Consider the following 19,650-nt stretch of genomic DNA (forward strand, 5'->3'; position numbering starts at 1 on the left):
GTGGGTGGCCGTCAGCTGGCGTTCTGGCGGGAGACGCTGGCGGGTCTGCCCGAGGAGCTGAACCTCCCAACCGACCGACGCCGGCCCGCCGAATCCAGCCATGCCGGAGGGCTGGTCCCATTCGCATTGGATGCCACGCTGCACAGCCGGCTGGAGAGTCTCGCGCGAGAATCCCACGCGAGCCTGTTCATGGTGTTCCATGCTGTGCTTGGTGTGCTGTTGTCGGGGCTGGGGGCGGGGACGGATCTCCCGATCGGTGTTCCGGTGGCCGGGCGTACCGATGAGGTGCTGGACGATCTGGTCGGGTTTTTTGTGAACACGCTGGTCCTGCGGACCGACGTGTCGGGGAATCCGACGTTCCGTGAACTGCTGGCGCGGGTCCGGGAGGCCGATCTCGCCGCGTACGACCATCAGGACATGCCTTTCGAACGGCTGGTCGAGGTACTCGCGCCGGCCCGGTCGCTGGCCCGGCACCCGCTGTTCCAGGTGATGCTGGTATTTCAGAATCTGGCTCAGCGCGAACTCGTGGACCTGCCTGGCCTCGCCATGGATGGGGACGTCGAGCCCTCCTACGAGGGGCCGGGCCGGGCCCGGTTCGATCTGTCCGTACGGCTCGCCGAGCATCGGGACGTCGACGGCTCTCCGCGCGGCGTGACCGGTTCCACCGCCTACGCCCTCGATCTTTTCGACGGGGCGACCGTCGAGGCGATGATGGCTGATTATCTGCGGCTCCTCGCCGACGTGGCGGCGGACCCGGACCGTCGGATCGATACGTTCGAGCCTGTTGGGTGCCGCCCCGCCACGCCCACGCCCGAACAGCGGCTTCGTCAGGTGATCGCCGAGGTGCTGCGGCTGGCGCAGGTCGGCGCGGACGACAACTTCTTCGCCCTCGGTGGCGACAGCATCACCGCGATCCAGGTGGCCAGCCGGGCCCGCCGCGAGGGTCTGATGTTCACCCCGCGTGACCTCTTCCGACACCAGACTCCGGCCGAGCTGGCGTCGACGGTGCGTGCTCCGGACAGCGGTGCTTCCGTGGAGGAGCAGGACCTCGGCGTCGGCGGGCTTCCGCCCACCCCGATCATCCGGCGGCTGGCCCGGCTCGGTGGTCCCATCGCCGGCTTCAACCAGGCACGGCTGCTCAGAGTGCCGCCGGATCTCGGGGAGGATCGCCTGGTCGCGGCCGTGCAGGCACTGCTGAACCGACACGACATGCTTCGGCTGCGTCTCGTGCCCATGCCCTCCGGTCTGCCCTGGGGGCTGAACGTGCTCCCGCGCGGCGAGATCCCGGCCCGCGAGCGGGTGGTCCGGGTCGACGTCCGCGGCAGAGCCACGGGACCGGAGCTCGACGCGATCATCGCCCGTGAAGGAGAGGCCGCGCGCCGGGGGCTCGCCCCCGAGAACGGCGACGTCCTGCGCGTCGTCTGGTTCGACGCGGGCCCGGCCCGGACCGGCGTCCTCCTGGTGATGGTCCATCACCTGTCCGTAGACGCTTTCTCCTGGCGGGTGCTCCTTCCGGACCTGATCGCAGCCTGGGAATCGGGGACCGCCGAGCTCGAACCCACCGGGACCTCCTTCCGCCGGTGGGCCCAGCAGTTGGTCGTGGAGGGACAGAACCCGGAGCGGCTGGCAGAACTTCCCCGGTGGACCTCCATCCTGTCCGGCTCGGACGTGCCGCTCGGTGGCCTGCCCTACGACCCGTCCAGGGACACCTGGGCCACGGCCGAGCACTGCTCCGCGGCCCTGCCCGAGGATGTCACCACCCTGCTCACCGGGGCCGTCCCCGCGAGGTTCCACGCCCGGGTCGCCGACGTGCTTCTCACCGGGCTGACACTCGGCCTCCTTCAGTGGCGGCGCGCCCGGCAGGTCGACTCCCCCGATTCCGTACTTCTCGACGTGGAGGGCCATGGCCGGGAGGAGATCGGCATACCTACCGATCTGTCGCGGACTGTCGGCTGGTTCACGAGCCTGTACCCGGTGCGTCTGACCCCCGGACCCATCGACCTCGACGAGGCGCTGGCCGGCGGTGCCGCCGCCGATGCCGCGCTGCGGGCCGTGAAAGAGGACCTGCGCCGCGTTCCTGGAGACGGGCTCGGCTTCGGGCTCCTGCGGTATCTCAACCCGGACGCCGCGGAGACGCTCGCCGGACATGCGCCTCCACAGATCTGCTTCAACTACCTTGGCCGAGTAGGGGGGACCGCTGAGCCTCTGCCGTCCGACTGGGCCGGTGCCGGGGACCTGCGGGTCCACCTGCGGTCGGCCGACGATGCGATGCCGTTCGGACATGCGCTCGAGATCAATGCTGTGATCCGGGAGGGCGCCTGCGGGCCGGCACTCGAGGTTGTGTGCACCTGGCCGGGCGCCCTGTTCACTCACAACGAGATCCAGGAACTGGTGGACTCCTGGTTCACTGCCCTGCGCGCGCTGGCGGACCGAGCCCAATCGGTCGGAGGCGTTCGGCTGACTCCTTCTGATCTAACGCTGGTCGCGGCCAGCCAGGCGGACATCGACGACCTGGAAGTGAGTCCGGGCGGGCTGGCGGACCTCCTACCGCTCAGTCCGCTACAGGAGGGTCTTCTCTTCCACGCGCTCTCCGCCGATGGGAGACCGGATGTCTACACCATGCGTCTCGATCTGGCTGTCGAGGGGCCGCTGGAACCAGCGCGGCTCAAGGCCGCAGCCAAGGCGATGGTGGATCGGCATCCTCATCTGAGCGCGCGCTTCGGCCATCTGACGGATGGGACAGCTGTTCAAATTATCCCACGATCCGCCGAACTGGCGTGGGAGGAGACGGCTGTACACGATCCAGACGAGGCGGCCGAGCTCGCCCGAATCCTCGCCGAGGGGTTTCCTCACCGATTCGACCTCGGCGCCGGTCAGCTCCTGCGGTTCCAGCTGATCAGAGTGGGGGACGAAGAATACCGGCTGATAATCGTCAGCCATCACATCCTCATGGATGGCTGGTCGGTGCCTGTGTTCCTGCGCGAGCTTTTTGCGCTCTACCAGGGCGGGCGGGCCGCGCTGCCGTCGGCACCACCGTACCGGGACTACCTGTTCTGGATGTCGAGGCAGGACGTCGAGGCGGCGCGCACCGCATGGCGCGAGGCGCTCGCCGGAGTCGCCCAACCGACCTTCCTGGCCTCCGGGACCCGGACGGCGGAAAGCATGGCCGAGAAGCTGGGCGTCGAACTCTCCGCCGAGCTCGCCGATGCGCTGCGTGGCCGCGCCGCCGCCGCCGGGGTCACGCTCAATACGGTGTTCCAAACGGCCTGGGGTGTGCTGCTCGGCAAGCTCCTGGACCGGGACGACGTGATCTTTGGCACCACGGTGACGGTGCGTCCGCCCGAGCTGCCCGGCATCGAGTCAATGATCGGACTCTTCATCAACACGCTGCCGGTACGGGTCCGACTGGATGCCGCCGAGTCCTGGAACAAGGCCTTCGGTCGTATCCAGGACGAACAGAGCGCGCTCGGTCCGCACCAGCATCTTGGACTCTCCGCTGTCCAACGGCTGGTCGGTGCCGGCGACCTGTTCGACACGCTGGTCGTCTTCGAGAACTACCCGGAACTGGACGCACGCAGCGGCACGCCCGCGGGTTTGCGGATCGCGAGCGCAAACGGAAAGGATGGCACGCACTACCCGTTGCTTCTCGCTGTCTCGGCGAGCGAGCGCGGGATTCGGCTCCGGCTGGACTACTGGCCCGACCTGTTCTCCAGAACCGCGGCGGAGGTCCTGGCCGAACGTCTGCGGAGACTTCTCGCCTCCGTGGCTTCTGATCCGGATCGACCCATCGGCCGGACCTCGATACTCGACCATGCGGAGCTCCGCAGGCTGGAGGAGTGGGCGCACGGGCCGGCGCCGAGCCGCCCGGACACCATCGTCGGGAGGTTTGCGCTGGCCGCGCGATCGCATCCGGACGAGACCGCGGTCAGCGCGGACAGTGGTGACCTGACCTACCGGGAGCTCGATGTCCGGTCGGACGGCTGGGCGGCGGAACTGAGCCGCAGGGGGATTGGGGCTCAGACCCGGGTTGCCGTGCTGGCGGAGAGGTCGGCCGACGTGCTCGTCGCCTTCCTCGCTGTGCTCAAGGTGGGCGGGGTCTACGTGCCGTTGGACCCGAGCCACCCGCCAACCTGGTCCCGGTCCGTCATCGAGGCCGCTGCGGCCTCGGTCGTGCTGATCTCCGGCTCGCACCCGATCGAGACGGACGGCGTCGAGCTGATCTCGATGGACGGCCTCCCGTCGTCCTCCGGGGACCGGGCCCGGCCAGACATCCACCCCGACCAGCTCGCCTACCTCATGTTCACCTCGGGCTCGACCGGCCGCCCCAAAGGGGTGGCGGTGACGCACCGGAACGTCGTGGATCTCGTGGATGACCCCGGATGGGAGGATGACGGATTGCGTCTAAGCGCACTCTTTCACTCGCCGCACACGTGGGACGCCTCGACGATGGAGATCTGGGTGCCCCTGCTGTCGGGTGGCCGGGTGGTTGTCAGCCCCGCCGAACCACTTGATCTCGCTGTTCTCGGACGCACTCTGCGCACGGGCCGGGTGTCGGGGATGTGGCTGACCGCTGGCCTCCTCCGCCTGCTCGCGGAGGAGGACCCTGGCTGCCTTGCCGGGGTACGCGAGGTCTACACCGGCGGTGACGTGGTCAGCGCGGCCGGCGTACGACGAATCCTGGCAGCGTGCCCGCAGGTGCGACTGGTGAACGGGTATGGGCCGACGGAAGCCACCGTCTTCGCCACGAGCTTCACCGTACCGGTTGATGCTCCGGTGACAGAGAACGTGCCGATCGGACGGCCCTTGCGGGGGATGTCCGTGCACCTGCTTGGCGGCGATCTCCACCCCGTCCCCGTCGGCGTGGCGGGCGAGCTGTTCATTGCGGGGACCGGTTTGGCACGTGGCTATTTCGGAGACCCCCGGACGACCTCCGAGCGGTTCGTCGCTGCGCCATACGACGGGTACGGGAACCGGATGTACCGCACCGGTGATCTGGCGCGCTGGCGGCACGACGGAAGTATCGAATTCGTCGGCCGTACCGACGACCAGGTCAAGATCCGGGGCGTGCGGGTCGAGCCTGCCCAGGCCGAAGGGGCTCTGGCCCGCCATGCGGGGGTCGCCCAGGCGGTGGTCGTTGTCCGGGAGAATCACCCCGGCGACCGAAGCCTGGTCGCCTATGCGGTGCCCCGGGACGGAACGAAGCTCGACCCGCGGGACCTTCAATCCGCGCTGCGAGCGGAACTGCCGGAGCATCTGGTGCCGAGCGCGGTCGTCCTGCTTGACGCCGTGCCCCTGACGAGGCACGGGAAGGTCGACCGGTCAGCCCTGCCGATCCCCGCCCCCGTGCTGGAAACATCACGCCCACCACGCGGCCCGCAGGAGGAAGTCCTCCTCGGGCTCTTCACGGAGCTCCTCGGAACCCCGGGGATCGGTGTCAACGACAACTTCTTCTCCGTGGGTGGAAACTCGCTGCTGGCTGCCGGCCTGGCAAGCCGAATCCGGGCCGTGCTCGGGGTGGAGCTGAGCATTCGGGCGCTGTACACCACACCCACGGTGGCAGGACTCGCGTCCGCTCTGACAGCAAAGACCGGTCCGGATGAAGGCAACGGACTGGATGTCATCCTGCCGCTTCGGACCGGAGGGAGCAGACCGCCCATCTTCTGCTTTCCGGCTGGCGGGGGTCTCAGCTGGCGGTATGCGTCACTGGTCCGGCACGTGCCGTCCGGACATCCCTTGTACGGGCTGCAGGACCGGGCCTACACCACATCGGGCCATGAGCCCTCGAGTGTGGCGGACATCGCTATCGACTACGCGGACGAAATCATCTCGGTCAGCCCATCCGGGCCCTACCATCTGCTCGGCTGGTCGTTCGGCGGGCTGCTCGCGCACGCTGTGGCGACCCGGCTTCAGGAGCTTGGCCACCGGATCGGACTGGTGGGAATACTCGACTCCTTTCCCGCCCAGGACGGAGAGGCTCCGCTCAAACCGACCGACGATCAGATCCTGCACGGGATACTGGATGCCGTCGGTGTTGACGCGCCCAACAGGCCGGAGACCTTCGCCGGTGCGGCTGAGGTCCTGCGGGCTCAGGGCGGGGTGCTCGCCGGACTGCTGGCCGAACACGTCGAAGCCATTGTCAGCACCTTCCGACGCAGCGTCGCACTGCGCTCCACCTTCACCCCCGCTGTCCTCGACGGCGATGTCGTGGTAGTTGTCGCGAACAGTGACGGAACTAATGCCGGCAAGGCTGAGCGCTGGCGGCCGTTCGTCTCCGGACGGGTCATCGAGCACCGACTCAACCGTCGCCACGAGGACATCCTGCGGCCAGAGTCACTCGGTGAGATCGGACGCCTCATCACTCCGAATCTCAACACCTTCTCGCTGTGAAACAACATCGGTGCACAGGATCGCCGACGGTGCGGCCGTCGACCGCCGAGCGGGTGGACGGCCAAGTCATGATCTCCGGTCAGGTCGACGCCCTGACTTTCACCAGTGAGTCGCATCGCAATTACTCGGGCTGCGCCACCCCGCGGAGTTCGACCTAGACTGAGATGAGGGCATCCCCATGGCTGAGGAAGGACGTTTTCTCCGGCCGAATGTGATCATCGAGCCGCTCGTCGACCGGTTCTACGCCTGGGCCCACACGGTCGCGCCCATCCAGGCCTCGATGAACCTGGCCTTCCTGCAGGTGCCGATGTTGGAATCGTATCTCCAGGCACCGAAGGTACACCTCGAGGCCAGTGGCAACCCGGCGATGCGCGGCGGCTACTTTGTCAACATCGAGGAGGACCGAGTCGGTGAAGTGAAGGAGTTGCTCGCGACGATCAAACGTGGCCGGGTGGATATGCTCCGGTTCGCCGAGGCCATCGTGGCAGCGGACGACCTGGTGCGGCGGGAGGCCAACGGTGTCGATCTGACGCCGCTCTACAAGAAGCTGCCATCCGAACTGGCCGGGCTTGTGGAACTCGCCTACGACACCGGTAATCAGCCGTCAATCCGCTTCATCGAACCGCTCGTCTACAAGAGCGCGGCGTATCTGGAGGACCGGCAGTCGATCCAGCTGTCGCTGGAGTCCGGAACCGAACGCCCGTTCATCCTGAGCACGCCACGCCTGCCGTCGCCCGGCGCCCTCGATCTACACCTTCCCTTCCGCCACGGCGGCGTCGAGGAGCTGTTCAGGTCCCGGGTGCGTCCCATCACCCAGCCGGCATTGCGGGAGGCATTGGAGCTGAACGACGCCGAAGCCGGCCAGCTGGCAGGTCTGCTGACGGACAGGAACACCCTCAGCCCCGACCGGCATCTTGATTCCGGCGGCCGTATCCGCTATTTCGGCCATGCCTGTCTGCTGATGCAGACCCCTGAGGTGGCTGTACTCACCGACCCCTTTATAAGCGCCGACTACAACTCCACCGGCCGTTTCACCTATGCTGACCTGCCGGACCACATCGATATGGTACTGATCACCCATGGCCATCAGGACCATATCGTCCTGGAGACGCTGCTCCAGCTTCGGGGGAGGGTGGAAGCGATCGTGGTGCCACGCTCCTCCCGGGGCAGTCTCTGTGATCCCTCGCTGGCTCTGTACATGGATCACCTGGGTTTCCCGGTGATCGAGGTCGATGACTTCGACGAGGTCGGGATCCCGGGTGGGCGGGTCACCGCGACCCCCTTCCTCGGCGAGCACGCGGATCTCGACATTCGCGCCAAGTCGACATTCCTCGTCGAGCTCGGTGGCCGATCTGTCTTCGTGGGCGCCGACTCTTCGGGCATCGAACCGAGGCTCTACCGTCGCATCCGTGATCACCTCGGTTCCCCGGACCTGGCGTTCCTCGGCATGGAATGCGACGGGGCCCCCCTCACCTGGCTCTACCAAGCACTTCTCACCCGTCCCGTAACCAGGAAGATGAGTAATTCGCGCAAGCTCTCCGGCTCGAACGCCGATCAGGCCGCCCGAATCGTGACCGAGCTGGGTGTGACCGAAGTCTACGTCTACGCGATGGGTGAGGAAGACTGGCTCGGTCACGTCATGGCGACCCACTACACCGACGATTCCTATCAGCGAATCCAGATCGAGCAGTTCATGACCTGGTGTCGAGACAACAGTGTCAAGTGCGGACATCTGTTCGGTCAGCATGAATGGCGCTGGTCGTGAGCGGGGCCGGGAGTGGCCCGCCGGTCTGACCCCGCCGACCGTGCCAGTGGCACTTCCCGCATCGATCAAACTATGAGGAAGTGGCTGTGCCAATCATCACCTCCCCACAGGATTTTAATGTCGATGATCTTTATGTTGATCTCCGGGTTGTCCTCGGCTGCCCGCTTTACCTCAAGTGTGAGGGGTTCAACTTCGCCGGTTCCGTCAAGCTCAAGGCCGCAAAGGAGATGGTGCGAGGCGCCGAAAAATCCGGCATTCTGACCCCCGACTCGATCATCGTCGAGTCTTCCTCGGGGAACCTGGGAATCGCTCTTAGTGTCATCGCCGCGGACCGCGGATACGGCTTCATCTGTGTGACCGATCCTCGTTGCAATCCCACATCAAGAAAGATCATGGAGGCGCTGGGGGCGGAGGTCAGAGTAGTGTCTACTCCGGATGCCCACGGCGGCTACCTCGGGAGGAGAATCGACCATGTGGCCGCTCTGTGTGCCGAGGACGATCGCTGTGTCTGGCTCAACCAGTACACCAACTCCGACAACTGGAGGGGTCATTACCTGACAACCGCCCGGGAGATCGACCATCGGTTTCCCCAGTTGGAGGTTCTTTTTATTGGCGCGGGTTCCACTGGAACCCTGATGGGCTGTGCCAAATATTTTCACTCTCGCTCCGTCTCCATCGTGGCTGTCGACGCGGTCGGTTCGGTCACCTTCGGCGGCCCGCCCGGCCCCCGTCTCATCCCGGGCCTGGGGACCAGCATACGACCGCCGCTCTTTGACGAGTCGATCATCGATGATGTCGTACACGTGTCGGAAGCAGACACCATTCAGACGATCCACCGGCTCGCCGACCGAGGTTTTCTTTTTGGTGGATCGACAGGAACGGTGGTCAGCGGGGCGACGCGTTGGCTCGCGGGAAAGTATCCTAGTGAGGAGCCGGTCGCCGTGGCGCTCGCCCCGGACCTCGGTGAACGTTACCCCAAATCTCTCTTCGAACGCTGAAGCGCGCTGAGATCTTCATTCGTGGGAAAGTTGGCACGGCCGTTCATCTCCACGACTCGAGGGTCAGATATACCATCGGCCCAGCCAAGAGCGAACTCGGGACCGCGGGCATTGAACAAGGGATCGTATGGGAACACTTGAGCCGCAGATCGTGAAGAAGCGGTAGCGACGTCTGTCGGATGTGGACGAGATCGTGCTGTCGCTGTACGCGAAAGAGTGGATGATTGAGGAGGTCTCGGCGGATTACGCGGAGATCTATGGGGCACCGGTAACGCAGGAGACGATCTCCCGGATCGCGGACGGTGTCCTCGCGGAGTTGCGCGCCTGGTCGTCGCGCCTCCTGGGCTTGGGTGTCGGTGGTCAGCGGCTTGTCGTGCTCGGCGTTGTAGCGCTGCCGGGCGGCGCGGCACTGGGTGTGCAGCGCGGCGTGGAAGTCGTCACCGAACCGTTCTCGCGGCGGCCGGCGGCGACGAGCCAGTCGCGGGCTTCGGTTGCGTTCTGGTCGAGGTAGGTCGCGCCGCGCCATCGGCCGGCCTTGACCTTGAACAGCACGACGTCGTCAATGCTGGGAATCCGCTCGTGCGGGGTATCCGGGTCGGCGAACTGCTCGCCGGTTTTGGCCAGCAGCGGGTGGTCGATCTGGTCGAGGAAGATGCTGGCGGGCGGGAGGGGGACGTGCAGGTCCCCGCGCAGGCAGCGCAGGGTGGGACGAACCGGCATGGGACTATGCGTCCCAGCCGCCGGTGCCACCGAGCTGCTCGATCCGCTCCGCGGACAGTCCGGTGAGCGCGGCCACGCTCGCGGACAGGGAGCCGTCGAGGACCTGCATGGAGGCGACCATGCCTTGCCGGACCTCCTCGCGGCGGTGGTCAAGGTAGGTTCGGACGGCCTCGGCGACGAAGTCCTTCTTCGGCATGCCGAGGAAGTGCGCGGCCTGCGAAATCAACTCATCCGTTGCTGGATCGACCTTCAGCGGCGCCTGGCGACGGGCTCCAACGGTGGTCATGACGTTTACCTCATGCAGCCATGGTGCCCAAGTACCTCAGGTTGCAACTCTCGAGATCGTCTACGCGTCCCGGCCCGGACCAGCCAAGAGGGGGCGCAGTCGTGCCGGGGACGAACAGCGCGGGTTGACCACCACTCAGGGTCCGCTGGTCAGGCGACACCGCGGAACGCCTGGTCATGCTTGGTAGGTGAGCTGGGCTTGACTTCCATGATCGACATGAACATTGCGGCCACGAAAACGACACTCACGGCTACTTTGGGATTGCGCGGCGAAACACTCACAGCTCCACCAAGGTATTTGGCCTCCGCTAACTTCCGCCTGTCCGCATACCGGCCTGGGTGACGGTCATCACCCCGGGGGCGCGCGGCGGACTCGCATGCTTCTCACATCGGACGAGGAACCGGCTCTCACAGCGGGCTGGTGTCCTTGGCCTGCGGCGGAAAGGGACTGCGGCAGGAGACCTGCTCACCGCCGCCCCGCCGCCCTACCGGTACTACGCGGCGGACCGCCTGTCCTCACGCGGCGACCCCGCCGTTGCCGTTCCCTCGCGTGAAAGGAACCTGCGATGAGCCGAACCAACCAGCTCCCGACCGCCACGTCCGCACCCGCCGGAGCCGCGTCGGCCGCGATCGGGCTGGCCGGCCATGGTCCAGGTCCGGACGTCGGCCCGGTCGAGGCGATCCGGCGGCTGCGGGCCGATCCGCTCGGCCGGCTCACCGAGCTCGGCCGCGACCACGGGCCGGTGGCGCGGCTGACCAGCTGGCCGGTGTCGGCGTACCTCCTCACCGACCTGGACGCGATCGCCGACGTTCTGGTCAGCGGGCACCGCGCCTACGCCAAGGGAGCCGTGCGTCGCGGCCCCGGCGCGCGGCGCACGGTGGTGCAGCCGCTCGCCCTGCTACTCGGCGAGGGGCTGCTGACCAGCAGTGGCGACGTGCACCGTAGCCAGCGCCGGCTGATGCAGCCGCTGTTCCACAAGCAGCGGATCGCCAGCTACGTCGACACCTTCGCCGCCACCGCCGAGGAGACCGCCGCCGGCTGGCGCGACGGCCAGCATCTCGACGTGCACGCCGAGATGACCGAGATGACCCTGGCGATCGTCACCCGGACGCTGTTCGGCGTGGACCTCGACAGCCAGTTCGCCGACATCATCCGCACCGCCCTCGACCAGGCCATGCCCGCCGCCCGTCGGGCCACGATGCCCGGGTTCACCACGCTGGAGCGACTCCCGCTGGGGGGCTCCCGGCGGCGCCGCGAGGCGACCGCCGCGATGGATCTCGCGATCCACGAGATGATCGCCGCCCGCCGCGCCACCGGCGCCACCGGCGACGACCTGCTGTCCCTGCTGCTCGCCGCCCGCGACGCCGACACCGGCGCGCCGATGAGTGACACCCAGATCCGCGACGAGGCGCTGACCCTCCTGCTGGCCGGGCACGAGACCACCGCCAACGCGCTGGCCTGGACGTTCCACCTGCTCGGCGGAGAGCCGGAGGTGCTGGCCACCCTGCGCGACGAGCTCGACGAGGTGCTGGGCGAACGGCGGGCGACCGTCGACGACGTGGCGAGGCTGACCTACTGCAACGCCGTGCTGATGGAGGCGATGCGCCTCTACCCACCGGTCTGGGCGATGGCCCGCCACCTCGTCGAGGACCGCGTCGTCGCCGGCCACCGCCTGCCGGCGGGTTCCACGGTGGTGATGAGCCAGTGGGTCGTGCACCGCGACGAGCGCTGGTGGCCACAGCCGGAACGCCTCGACCCCACCCGCTGGACCAGGCCGCGCACGGCCGGTGCCGCCGGGGCGCCGCCGCCGGCCAGCCCGGGAGCACGGCACCGCTTCGCCTACTTCCCGTTCGGCGCCGGCCCCCGTCAGTGCATCGGCAACACCTTCGCCCTCACCGAAGGCGTGCTCGCGCTGGCCAGCATCGCCCGCCACTGGTCGTTCACCCCGGCGACCAGCGCACCCGTCACCCCGGTTCCGATGGTCACCCTGCGCCCCAGGAACGGGCTCCCCATGATTGCCCATCGCCGGCGCGGATGACGCATGACTACGTCCGTAACGGCACGACCAGCCTGTTCGCGGCGCTGGACCCGACCTCGGGGTCGGTGATCGCCCCAGTCGTACCGGCGGCCCGCCACCAGGAGTTCCTCCGGTTCCTGAAGCTGATCGACGCCTCGGTACCCAAGGGCTACGACCTGCACCTGATCCTGGACAACCACGAACTCGAAGCCGACATCCGCAAGTGGATCAACGCGTGGAACAAGGATCCCAAGCCGTTCGTCTGGACCAAGACCGCCGACGAGATCCTCGAGACCCTCGCCGCCTACTGCACACGGATCAACGACTCGGGACACTCGGCTACCGCCATGGTCATGAACTCCCTGGGGTGCTCCGGTGTGGCCTCGCTCGGCTCGCCGAGGAGGAGGTCGTGCGTTCGGCCGATCAAGATCGTCTTGTGCGGCGACCCGACCCGACGCGCGCAGGCATCTACTGGCGATCCACGAGTCAGCGGTGTCCGAGGCACTCGCTGAACCTGGGACACTGGAGGCAGCTGAAGAGGAGTCGAGCGTGAGCAGCAATGAAGTGCCCTCGTTGACCAGGAAGATCGAGGCAGCAGTAGCCGGGGCGATCGGCCGGGCGCTGCCCGATCTGGCGGGAGCCGACCCTGTTGTGCGCCGCTCGGACCACGCTGATTTCCAGTCCAACGCGGCGCTGGCACTCGCCAAGCGAGCCCGCCGCAAGCCAGCCGACCTGGCGGGGCTGGTCGCCGACGCGCTACGAGCGGATGCCGTGTCCGTCGCTGACGTCAGCGTCTCTGGCCCCGGGTTCGTCAACATCACCCTTGCTGACGCCCCGCTCTGGCAGCAGGTAGTCGACCGCCTGGCAGCCCGGCAGCTCGGCGTCAGCGCCTCGGAACTCGGTCGCCGCACTGTCATCGACTACTCCGGGCCGAACATCGCGAAGGAGATGCACGTCGGTCACCTGAGGACCACGATCATCGGTGACTGTCTGGCCCGAGTCCTGACCTTCCTCGGCGGGGAGGTGATCCGGCAGAACCATCTCGGCGACTGGGGCACGCAGTTCGGGATGCTGATCCAGTATCTGGACGAACATCCCGAAGCCTCCTGGCATCGCAGCGACCTCGCTGACGGTGCTTCCACCGTCTCCGCGCTCGACACCCTCTACCGAGCCGCCCGGGCCGACTTCGACTCCGACGCGTCCTTCGCTGATCGGGCCCGGCGCCGGGTCGTCGAATTGCAGTCGGGGGAAGAGGCCACAGTCTCCCGCTGGCGGGAGATCGTGGCCGAGTCGGAGTTCGCGTTCCGGGAGATCTACGGGCGACTCGGGGTGCTGCTCACGCCGGAGGACTCCGTGGGCGAGTCGTACTACAACGGCTGGCTGCCGGACGTCGTCACCGAGCTGGTGGAGTCGGGCATCGCAGTGGAAAGCGACGGCGCGCTGTGCGTCTTCTCCACGGAGGTGACGGGTCCGGACGGTGACCCGGTGCCGCTGATGCTCCGCAAGAACGACGGCGGATACGGCTACGACACGACCGACCTGGCCACGATTCGCTATCGCATCCGGGACCTGAAGGCCGACCGGCTCCTCTACGTGGTCGACGCCCGCCAGGCGCTGCACTTCCGCCTTGTCTTCGAGACGGCCCGCCGCGCCGGCTGGCTGACCGATGACGTCGAGGCCGCTCACGTCTCCTACGGCACCGTGCTCGGCCCCGATGGCCGGCCCTTCAAGACTCGTTCCGGCGACACGGTGAAGCTGATGCACCTCCTGGAGACCGCCATCGAGCGGGCCCGCGGCATCGTCTCCGAGAAGGTGTCCGACCTCGACCCGGCCGAGCTTGACCAGATCGCCGAGCAGGCCGGCATCGGCGCGGTCAAGTACGCGGACCTGTCGACCTCCCGCACCAAGGACTACGCCTTCGACGTCGAACGCATGGTGTCCTTCAGCGGGAACACCGGGGTGTACCTGCAGTACGCACACACCCGGATCCGTTCCATCCTGCGCAAGGCCGGCTCGACCGATGCGGTGATCGATCCGTCGCTGCCCCTGCAGCCTGCCGAACGGGCCCTCATCCTTCGGCTCGACGCGTTCGGTGACATCCTCGCCGATGTCGGCGTCACCTTTGAGCCGCACCGCCTCTGCGGCTACCTCTACGACCTGGCCAGGGCATACACCGACTTCTACGAAGCCTGTCCGGTGCTGACCGCTCCCGGGACGCTGCGCGGCAATCGGCTCGCCCTGTGCCAGCTCACAGCGCACACGCTGGCGCACGGCCTTGACCTGCTCGGCATCGCTGCACCGGATCGCATGTAACGGACCGTGCGACGCGTCCAGCGTCAGCTGCGGCGTTGGACGCGCAGGGCGGGGTGGCCGGGGCGCCAGCTGGTCAGGACGATCTCCTTGGCGTCTTCGTCGACGGTCGTGCGGACGACCTCGGTCAGCTCCACGCGGAACAGGTCGAACGGTTCCGGTGGGGAGACGGCGTCGGCGAAGCGGGCCTTGGTCGCCGGATCGTCGATCCAGCGGGCGAACCCGGCGATCCGGACGTCGCCGCCGCCCATGTCCGTGCCGGGGCCGGGGTTGGCGGACAGTGCGAACCGGGGATCGCGGCGCAGGTCGTCGGCCTTGCGGGCGCCGGGCATGCTGCCGAGCCACAGCTCGCCGAGCTTGAAGTTGGTCTCGATGCCGCTGGTCCGCGGGGCGCCGTCGGCGCGCAGCGTGGCCAGGACATGGTGGCGGAAGGCCGCGAACCGGGTGCTCACGGTCTCGGCGAAGGCGGGCTGGGCGGTCTCGAAATCGTGCCAGGACGTCGTCATCGCGCCATCGTGACGCAGCAACGGTGACATCCCCTGTCACCGTTTCGCGCCTAGCATCCACTCGTGCGTTCGAGTCGGCTGACCGCGTTGCTGCTGCATCTGCAGGCCGTGCGGCGTTCCACGGCGGCCCGGCTCGCCGCCGAGCTGGAGGTGTCCGTGCGCACGGTGCGCCGGGATCTCGCCGCGTTGCAGGACGCCGGGGTGCCGCTGTGGACCGAGCCGGGGCGCGGCGGCGGGGTGCGACTGCTCGACGGCTGGCGTACCGACCTCGACGGGCTGACCGGGCCGGAGGCCGCGGCCCTGCTGCTCGTCGGCGCCGGCCCGGACGTCCTCGGCGGCCTCGGCCTCGCCGGCGTCGCGGCGGCGGCGCGCACGAAGGTCCTCGCCGCCCTGCCGCCCCGGCCGCGAGCCCAGGCCGGCGAGGTCCACCAGCGGTTCCTGCTCGACGCCCCCGGCTGGTTCCAGCGGGACGAGCCCGTGCCGCATCTGGTGGCCCTCGCGCAGGCCGTCTGGACCGCCCGCCGCGTCGACCTCGGCTATGCCCGCCGCGACCCGCCCGGTGGGGGCGGTGCCGGCGGTGGAGGCGGAGCAGCTGGTGGGGGAGATGCCGGCGGTGGGAGAGGTGCTGGCGGGTCGTCGAGTCGGCGGGTCGACCCGCTCGGGCTGGTCTGCAAGGCCGGGACCTGGTATCTCGTCGCCCGCCATCGGGGGCGGGTCCGCAGCTACCGGGTCGGGCGGATCGTGCGGGTCGGCCTGCGCGACGAGACCTTCGGCCGGCCGGCCGGCTTCGACCTGGCCACCTGGTGGCGGGCCTCCGGGGACGACTTCGCCCGTTCGCTGCTGCGCTGGCACTGCCGGCTGTGGCTGTCACCCGCGGCGCTCGGCGCCCTGCGGTACGCCGTGGGTCCCGTCGCGGCCCGGGACGCGCTCGCAGGCGCCGGAGCGCCGGACGCGCAGGGCTGGCGGGAGGTGGAGGTGGCCACCGAGGGCCCGGACGTGGCCCTGACCCAGTTGCGGCTGCTCGGCGACGGCGTCGAGGTGCTCGCCCCGGCCGCCCTGCGGGCCGCGCTCGCCGCGGAGGCGCTGCGCACGGCCACGCGGAACGCTGGCGCCCTCGCCCTGAGCGACAACGACAACGACAACGACAACGTCAACGACACCCAGGTGTCGGGCGGGTGACGGGCCGAAGACCACGGCGGCCGGGGGTGGTCGCCCGTCTGTCAGACCGACCCGGAAAGAGCCGCGGACCGGTACGGTCTCGACAAGGCGTTGCAAGGGAGGGCACACCATCGGTACCGCGGAGCTTCTCGCCGTCGCACTGGTGATGGCCGTCGGCCTGGTGGGCGTCGTTCTCCCCGTGCTGCCCGGCCTGGTTCTCGTCTGGGGCGCCGGGTTGTGGTGGGTGATCGCGGACGGCGGCGGGGTGGGGCGCTGGATCGTCCTGGCGCTGATGACCGCGCTGTTCGTGATCGGCGCGCTGACGAAGTACGTGCTGCCCGCGCGCACCACCGCCGGTCGTGGGGTGCCGTGGCAGAGTCTGTTCCTCGGGCTGGTCTGCGCGATCGTCGGGTTCTTCGTGATTCCCGTCGTCGGGCTGCTCATCGGCGGGGTCGTCGGCGTCTACGTGGCGGAACTGGTCCGCCTCGGTGACTGGCGGGCCGCCTGGGACACGACCTGGGCGGCGATCGTCGCCTTTGGTGTCGGCGTGCTCGTGGAACTGCTCGCCGGGGTCGCGATGGCCGCCGTCTGGGTGGTCGGCGAACTCGTCCTGTAGCCGTCGCGACGGACGCGGCCGAACCGCCGGCCATTATCCGGGGCCGAGCATCGCTTGGAAGCAACGGAAAGGTGAACGGTGCGCGCCATTGGCGATGGCCGTCCGTTGCGATTCCGAAAGTGCGGTACCGGTCCGCGGCGCGGTACCCATGATGTTCCGCGGCCGCAATGGGCGGCACCGGCCGTTTGCCTGCATTGAGGCCGGCGGCTCGGTACTCTGCCTGCTGGTTGAACCCGGCCGTCGACGAGGGGAGCGTGCTGGTGTCGACTTTCGGTCGGTGGGGGAGTCGAACCCGGTGGTCGATTGTCGGGCTCGGCGTTCTGGTGTACGGGGTGGTCGCGGTGACGGTGGCGCTGGTGACGGCCGCCGGAATCAGGTCGCACTTCTCCGGCCCGTCGGTAGCTGCCGAGGCGGTCGCGTCCACGACCAGGAAGGCGGGATCGCCGCACGATCCGCCGCCGGTGGCGCGGGTGCCGCGGTCCGCGTCCTCGCCGGCGACGCCCTCCCCGTCGCCGCCGGCGCCGACCGCCGGGAGCAGCCCGCCCGCGGGTGACCCGGGGGCGGTCGGCGCGGCCCCGTCGAGTGCCGGTGCCCGTTCCGCGCCGCCCCGCCCGGCGGCGACCCGGCCCACCCGGGCCGCGGCGCGGCCGACGGCGGCGCCCGCGCCCGCCCCCGCGCCGGCCCCCGCGCCCGTTGCGACGTCGGCGCCGAGCGGAGAGGTCTGGGTCGACGTCGCCACCGGCCTGTGCCTCGACGGCAACGACAACGGCGATATGTATACGCTCGGTTGCAACAACGGTGACTATCAGCGGTGGGTCGTCTCGGCCAGCGGGGACGGCGTGCGGGTCCGCAGCGTCCTCACCGGACGGTGTATCGGCAGCCACGCGAACGGGTCCTCGCCGACGGGTGCCAGATACCGGGGAACCGTGTACGCGGCCGCCTGCGACGGCGGCGCCGCGCAGGTCTGGAAAAGGACGAGCGAGAGTCAGGGCTACGTCTTTCGCAATGCCGCCACCGGTGAATGCCTCGACAGTGACGCGAGCGGTGGACTGTACACCCAGGACTACAACAGCGGGAACTTCCAGCACTGGGTGCGGCGCTGATCGCCAGGTCAGGGCCGGCCCGGCCACGCGTCGGCCGAGACCGGTGCGTCCGGCATATCAAGAAATCATCATCCGTCGGAACATTCGCCCGTTTTCAGTGTCGCACTGTCCCGCTATTTAGTTGAATGATTGTCGATGTCGCGGGAAGAAGGGGTCGCGTCCGCGCGTCCACCGCTCCGAACGGCATAATGCCCTGATGAAATGCGCACGCCCGGAAATCGGACTCGGTTTCCCGGGCATGACCGGTGGCCCGCTGCTGGCCGCCGACCCCGCCGGGCCGCGCCGGACCCGGGGCGTCCGCGGGCCGGCCGGAACCGGCCGACGCGGCGGTGCCCGGTGAACGGCGAGCGCCAGGCGGCCCGCGCCTGCGGGCCGACGATCCTGATCCAGAGCCCGACCATCGTTCAGCCGGTAGAGACCTCGGTCTTCCAGCCCGGGCGGCCCGCCTACGACCCGGTGCGGGCCGCCGCGGAGTCCGCGGCCGTGCGCGCCGCGCTGGCCGAGCTCGGCGCCGTCCCGCGCTCGCCGTCGGAGATCCTCACCGCGCTGCCCCGCGAGGTGCTGCTCGAACTCGCCGTGCGGGCGGTGAGCGCCGACGACGACGCCCGGCTGCTCGCCGCCAGGGACGCGCTGCGGGACTGGTCGGTGCCGGCCCTGGCGCCCGTCGTGCTGCACCAGCCGCGGCTGCTGCTCGAACCCGGTGCCGGCGGCGGCGTCATCGGCCTCGATGACGCCCCGGACGAGAGCTATGCGCTGCGGCCGCTGGCCGGGCTGATGTTCCCCCGCGACCACTACGCCGATCTCGGCGGCGCGGTCGCTGTCGGCCGGCTGCGCCGGCGCGAGCGGGCCCGCGAGACGATCGTGATGGCCGCGATTCTGCGCGGGCTGCGCGGCCGGTCGGCCGAGGTGCGGGTGCCCGAACCGCTCTACCTCGCCGGCGGCGACCTCGTCGCCGGCGGTGGGGTCGCGGTGCTCGCGACAGGGGCGCGCACCAGCCCGGCGGCCTGGGGACTGCTGCGTCCCTACCTGCTCGCCGCGTTCGCGCACGTCGTGCGGGTGCGCGACGAGCTGCGCCGGCCTGGCGAGCCGCACCTTGACCACTGGCTGGGGCTCGGCCCCGGGATCGCCCTGGTCGGCGCCGACCGCCTGCACGCCCCCGCGGCGGTCGAGAGTGAGGGCGCCGGCGCGCGGGAGACGACCCTCGTCGACGCGCTGCGCAGCGTGGAACTGGCGGTGTGCCCGCTGGCCCCGGAGATGGTGGCCGCCTTCGCCGCCGGGGTGTTCTTCCTGCCCGACCCGCGATCGGCGCCGAGCCCGGGCGCCGACGGGCCGGCCGCCCTGGTGTCGACGGCGAGCGCGCCGTGGACCGAACCGGTTCTCGCCCGCTTCGGGGTGCACACCGTCGCCGTTCCGTTCGACGAGCACCACAAGCGGCTCGGCAGCCTGCACCGGGCGCTCAACACCGTTCCCGAGACCGTCGGCGTCATCGACGCCTGGCCCGCACCAGCCTCCTGAGCCGACCGCCGGCGCCCGGCCCGGCGGTCACCGGATCCGCTTCGGCCGGCGGCGGTGACGGGAGCTCGGCCGCCGCGGCGTGGCGCTCGCGCCGCCGGGCGCGGACCTCCTCGGGGGAGTAGGCGCCGCGCTGGCGCTGGTCGCGGGCCACGAGCACGCCGGTCGCGGCGACGCCGGCGAGGCCCGCGACACCGCGCAGCTTGCCCCACCGCGCCCGCTTCACCCCCCCAGGCTACGACGGCGCAGCCCGGCCCGGTCCGACCTGCGGC

Annotated in this window: 13 protein-coding genes and 2 pseudogenes; 11 read left to right on the top strand and 4 right to left on the bottom strand. The window is 69.3% G+C overall.

From position 1 onward, the window contains the following. The 4 genes and pseudogenes from MXD60_RS05730 to MXD60_RS05745 all read left to right on the top strand — a co-directional run. A complete protein-coding gene (locus MXD60_RS05730) occupies window positions 1-6,387 on the top strand; it encodes a non-ribosomal peptide synthetase (protein WP_248817914.1) in 6,387 nt (2,128 codons plus the stop codon). A 178-nt stretch (window positions 6,388-6,565) separates the two neighbouring features. After that, window positions 6,566-8,152, top strand: a complete 1,587-nt coding sequence (locus MXD60_RS05735) for an MBL fold metallo-hydrolase (RefSeq protein WP_248817915.1) — start codon at window positions 6,566-6,568, stop codon at window positions 8,150-8,152. Window positions 8,153-8,238: 86 nt separating this feature from the next. Further along, window positions 8,239-9,150 (top strand): 2,3-diaminopropionate biosynthesis protein SbnA, encoded by a 912-nt coding sequence (gene sbnA / locus MXD60_RS05740; RefSeq protein ID WP_248817916.1) that lies wholly within the window; start codon window positions 8,239-8,241, stop codon window positions 9,148-9,150. Window positions 9,151-9,268: 118 nt separating this feature from the next. Next, window positions 9,269-9,493, top strand: a pseudogene (locus tag MXD60_RS05745) (transposase); the annotation flags it as partial. Between the two features lie 17 nt (window positions 9,494-9,510). On the opposite strand, the gene MXD60_RS05750 reads toward MXD60_RS05745, so the two are convergent. Beyond that, window positions 9,511-9,870, bottom strand: coding sequence for a hypothetical protein (locus MXD60_RS05750; protein WP_248817917.1), 360 nt, complete (start codon window positions 9,868-9,870; stop codon window positions 9,511-9,513). A 4-nt stretch (window positions 9,871-9,874) separates the two neighbouring features. Next, a complete protein-coding gene (locus tag MXD60_RS05755; protein ID WP_248817918.1) occupies window positions 9,875-10,156 on the bottom strand; it encodes a hypothetical protein in 282 nt (93 codons plus the stop codon). A 565-nt stretch (window positions 10,157-10,721) separates the two neighbouring features. Here MXD60_RS05755 and MXD60_RS05760 point away from each other — a divergent pair. From MXD60_RS05760 to argS, 3 genes and pseudogenes are all read left to right on the top strand, one after another. Next, complete coding sequence (locus tag MXD60_RS05760) at window positions 10,722-12,194, top strand: cytochrome P450 (RefSeq protein ID WP_248817919.1); 1,473 nt, start codon at window positions 10,722-10,724, stop codon at window positions 12,192-12,194. Beyond that, a pseudogene (locus tag MXD60_RS05765) lies at window positions 12,179-12,508 on the top strand (IS630 family transposase); the annotation flags it as partial. The gene MXD60_RS05760 and the pseudogene MXD60_RS05765, both read left to right, overlap by 16 nt. Before the next feature lie 214 nt (window positions 12,509-12,722). Further along, window positions 12,723-14,486: an arginine--tRNA ligase gene (gene argS / locus MXD60_RS05770; RefSeq protein ID WP_248817920.1), complete on the top strand. Its 1,764-nt coding sequence runs from the start codon at window positions 12,723-12,725 to the stop codon at window positions 14,484-14,486. A 23-nt stretch (window positions 14,487-14,509) separates the two neighbouring features. On the opposite strand, the gene MXD60_RS05775 is transcribed toward argS, so the two are convergent. Beyond that, a complete protein-coding gene (locus MXD60_RS05775; RefSeq protein WP_248817921.1) occupies window positions 14,510-14,989 on the bottom strand; it encodes a pyridoxamine 5'-phosphate oxidase family protein in 480 nt (159 codons plus the stop codon). Window positions 14,990-15,052: 63 nt separating this feature from the next. Here MXD60_RS05775 and MXD60_RS05780 point away from each other — a divergent pair, with 63 nt between their 5' ends. From MXD60_RS05780 to MXD60_RS05795, 4 genes are all read left to right on the top strand, one after another. Further along, on the top strand, window positions 15,053-16,168 hold the full coding sequence (locus MXD60_RS05780; protein WP_248817922.1) for a helix-turn-helix transcriptional regulator: 1,116 nt from the start codon (window positions 15,053-15,055) through the stop codon (window positions 16,166-16,168). A gap of 109 nt (window positions 16,169-16,277) precedes the next feature. Beyond that, entirely contained in the window at window positions 16,278-16,763 is a 486-nt protein-coding gene (locus MXD60_RS05785) for a DUF456 domain-containing protein (protein ID WP_518467435.1), read from the top strand. Window positions 16,764-17,017: 254 nt separating this feature from the next. Continuing rightward, complete coding sequence (locus tag MXD60_RS05790) at window positions 17,018-17,866, top strand: RICIN domain-containing protein (protein WP_248817924.1); 849 nt, start codon at window positions 17,018-17,020, stop codon at window positions 17,864-17,866. A gap of 336 nt (window positions 17,867-18,202) precedes the next feature. Next, window positions 18,203-19,381, top strand: a complete 1,179-nt coding sequence (locus tag MXD60_RS05795) for an arginine deiminase family protein (protein WP_248817925.1) — start codon at window positions 18,203-18,205, stop codon at window positions 19,379-19,381. Here the strand turns inward: MXD60_RS05795 and MXD60_RS05800 are convergent. Continuing rightward, the gene (locus tag MXD60_RS05800; RefSeq protein ID WP_248817926.1) at window positions 19,350-19,604 is read right to left on the bottom strand and encodes a hypothetical protein; all 255 of its coding nucleotides are present in this window, start codon (window positions 19,602-19,604) and stop codon (window positions 19,350-19,352) included. The genes MXD60_RS05795 and MXD60_RS05800 overlap by 32 nt on opposite strands. Window positions 19,605-19,650 lie beyond the last annotated feature (46 nt).

Source organism: Frankia sp. AgB32, from assembly GCF_023243045.1.
In the GTDB taxonomy this organism is placed as follows: domain Bacteria; phylum Actinomycetota; class Actinomycetes; order Frankiales; family Frankiaceae; genus Frankia.

Excerpts from the sequence above, each read along its gene's own strand:
- MXD60_RS05735 (WP_248817915.1), top strand. The coding sequence starts at position 6,566 with ATGGCTGAGGAAGGACGTTTTCTCCGGCCGAATGTGATCATCGAGCCG.
- MXD60_RS05775 (WP_248817921.1), bottom strand. The coding sequence starts at position 14,989 with ATGACGACGTCCTGGCACGATTTCGAGACCGCCCAGCCCGCCTTCGCC.
- MXD60_RS05760 (WP_248817919.1), top strand. The coding sequence starts at position 10,722 with ATGAGCCGAACCAACCAGCTCCCGACCGCCACGTCCGCACCCGCCGGA.
- MXD60_RS05755 (WP_248817918.1), bottom strand. The coding sequence starts at position 10,156 with ATGACCACCGTTGGAGCCCGTCGCCAGGCGCCGCTGAAGGTCGATCCA.
- MXD60_RS05750 (WP_248817917.1), bottom strand. The coding sequence starts at position 9,870 with ATGCCGGTTCGTCCCACCCTGCGCTGCCTGCGCGGGGACCTGCACGTC.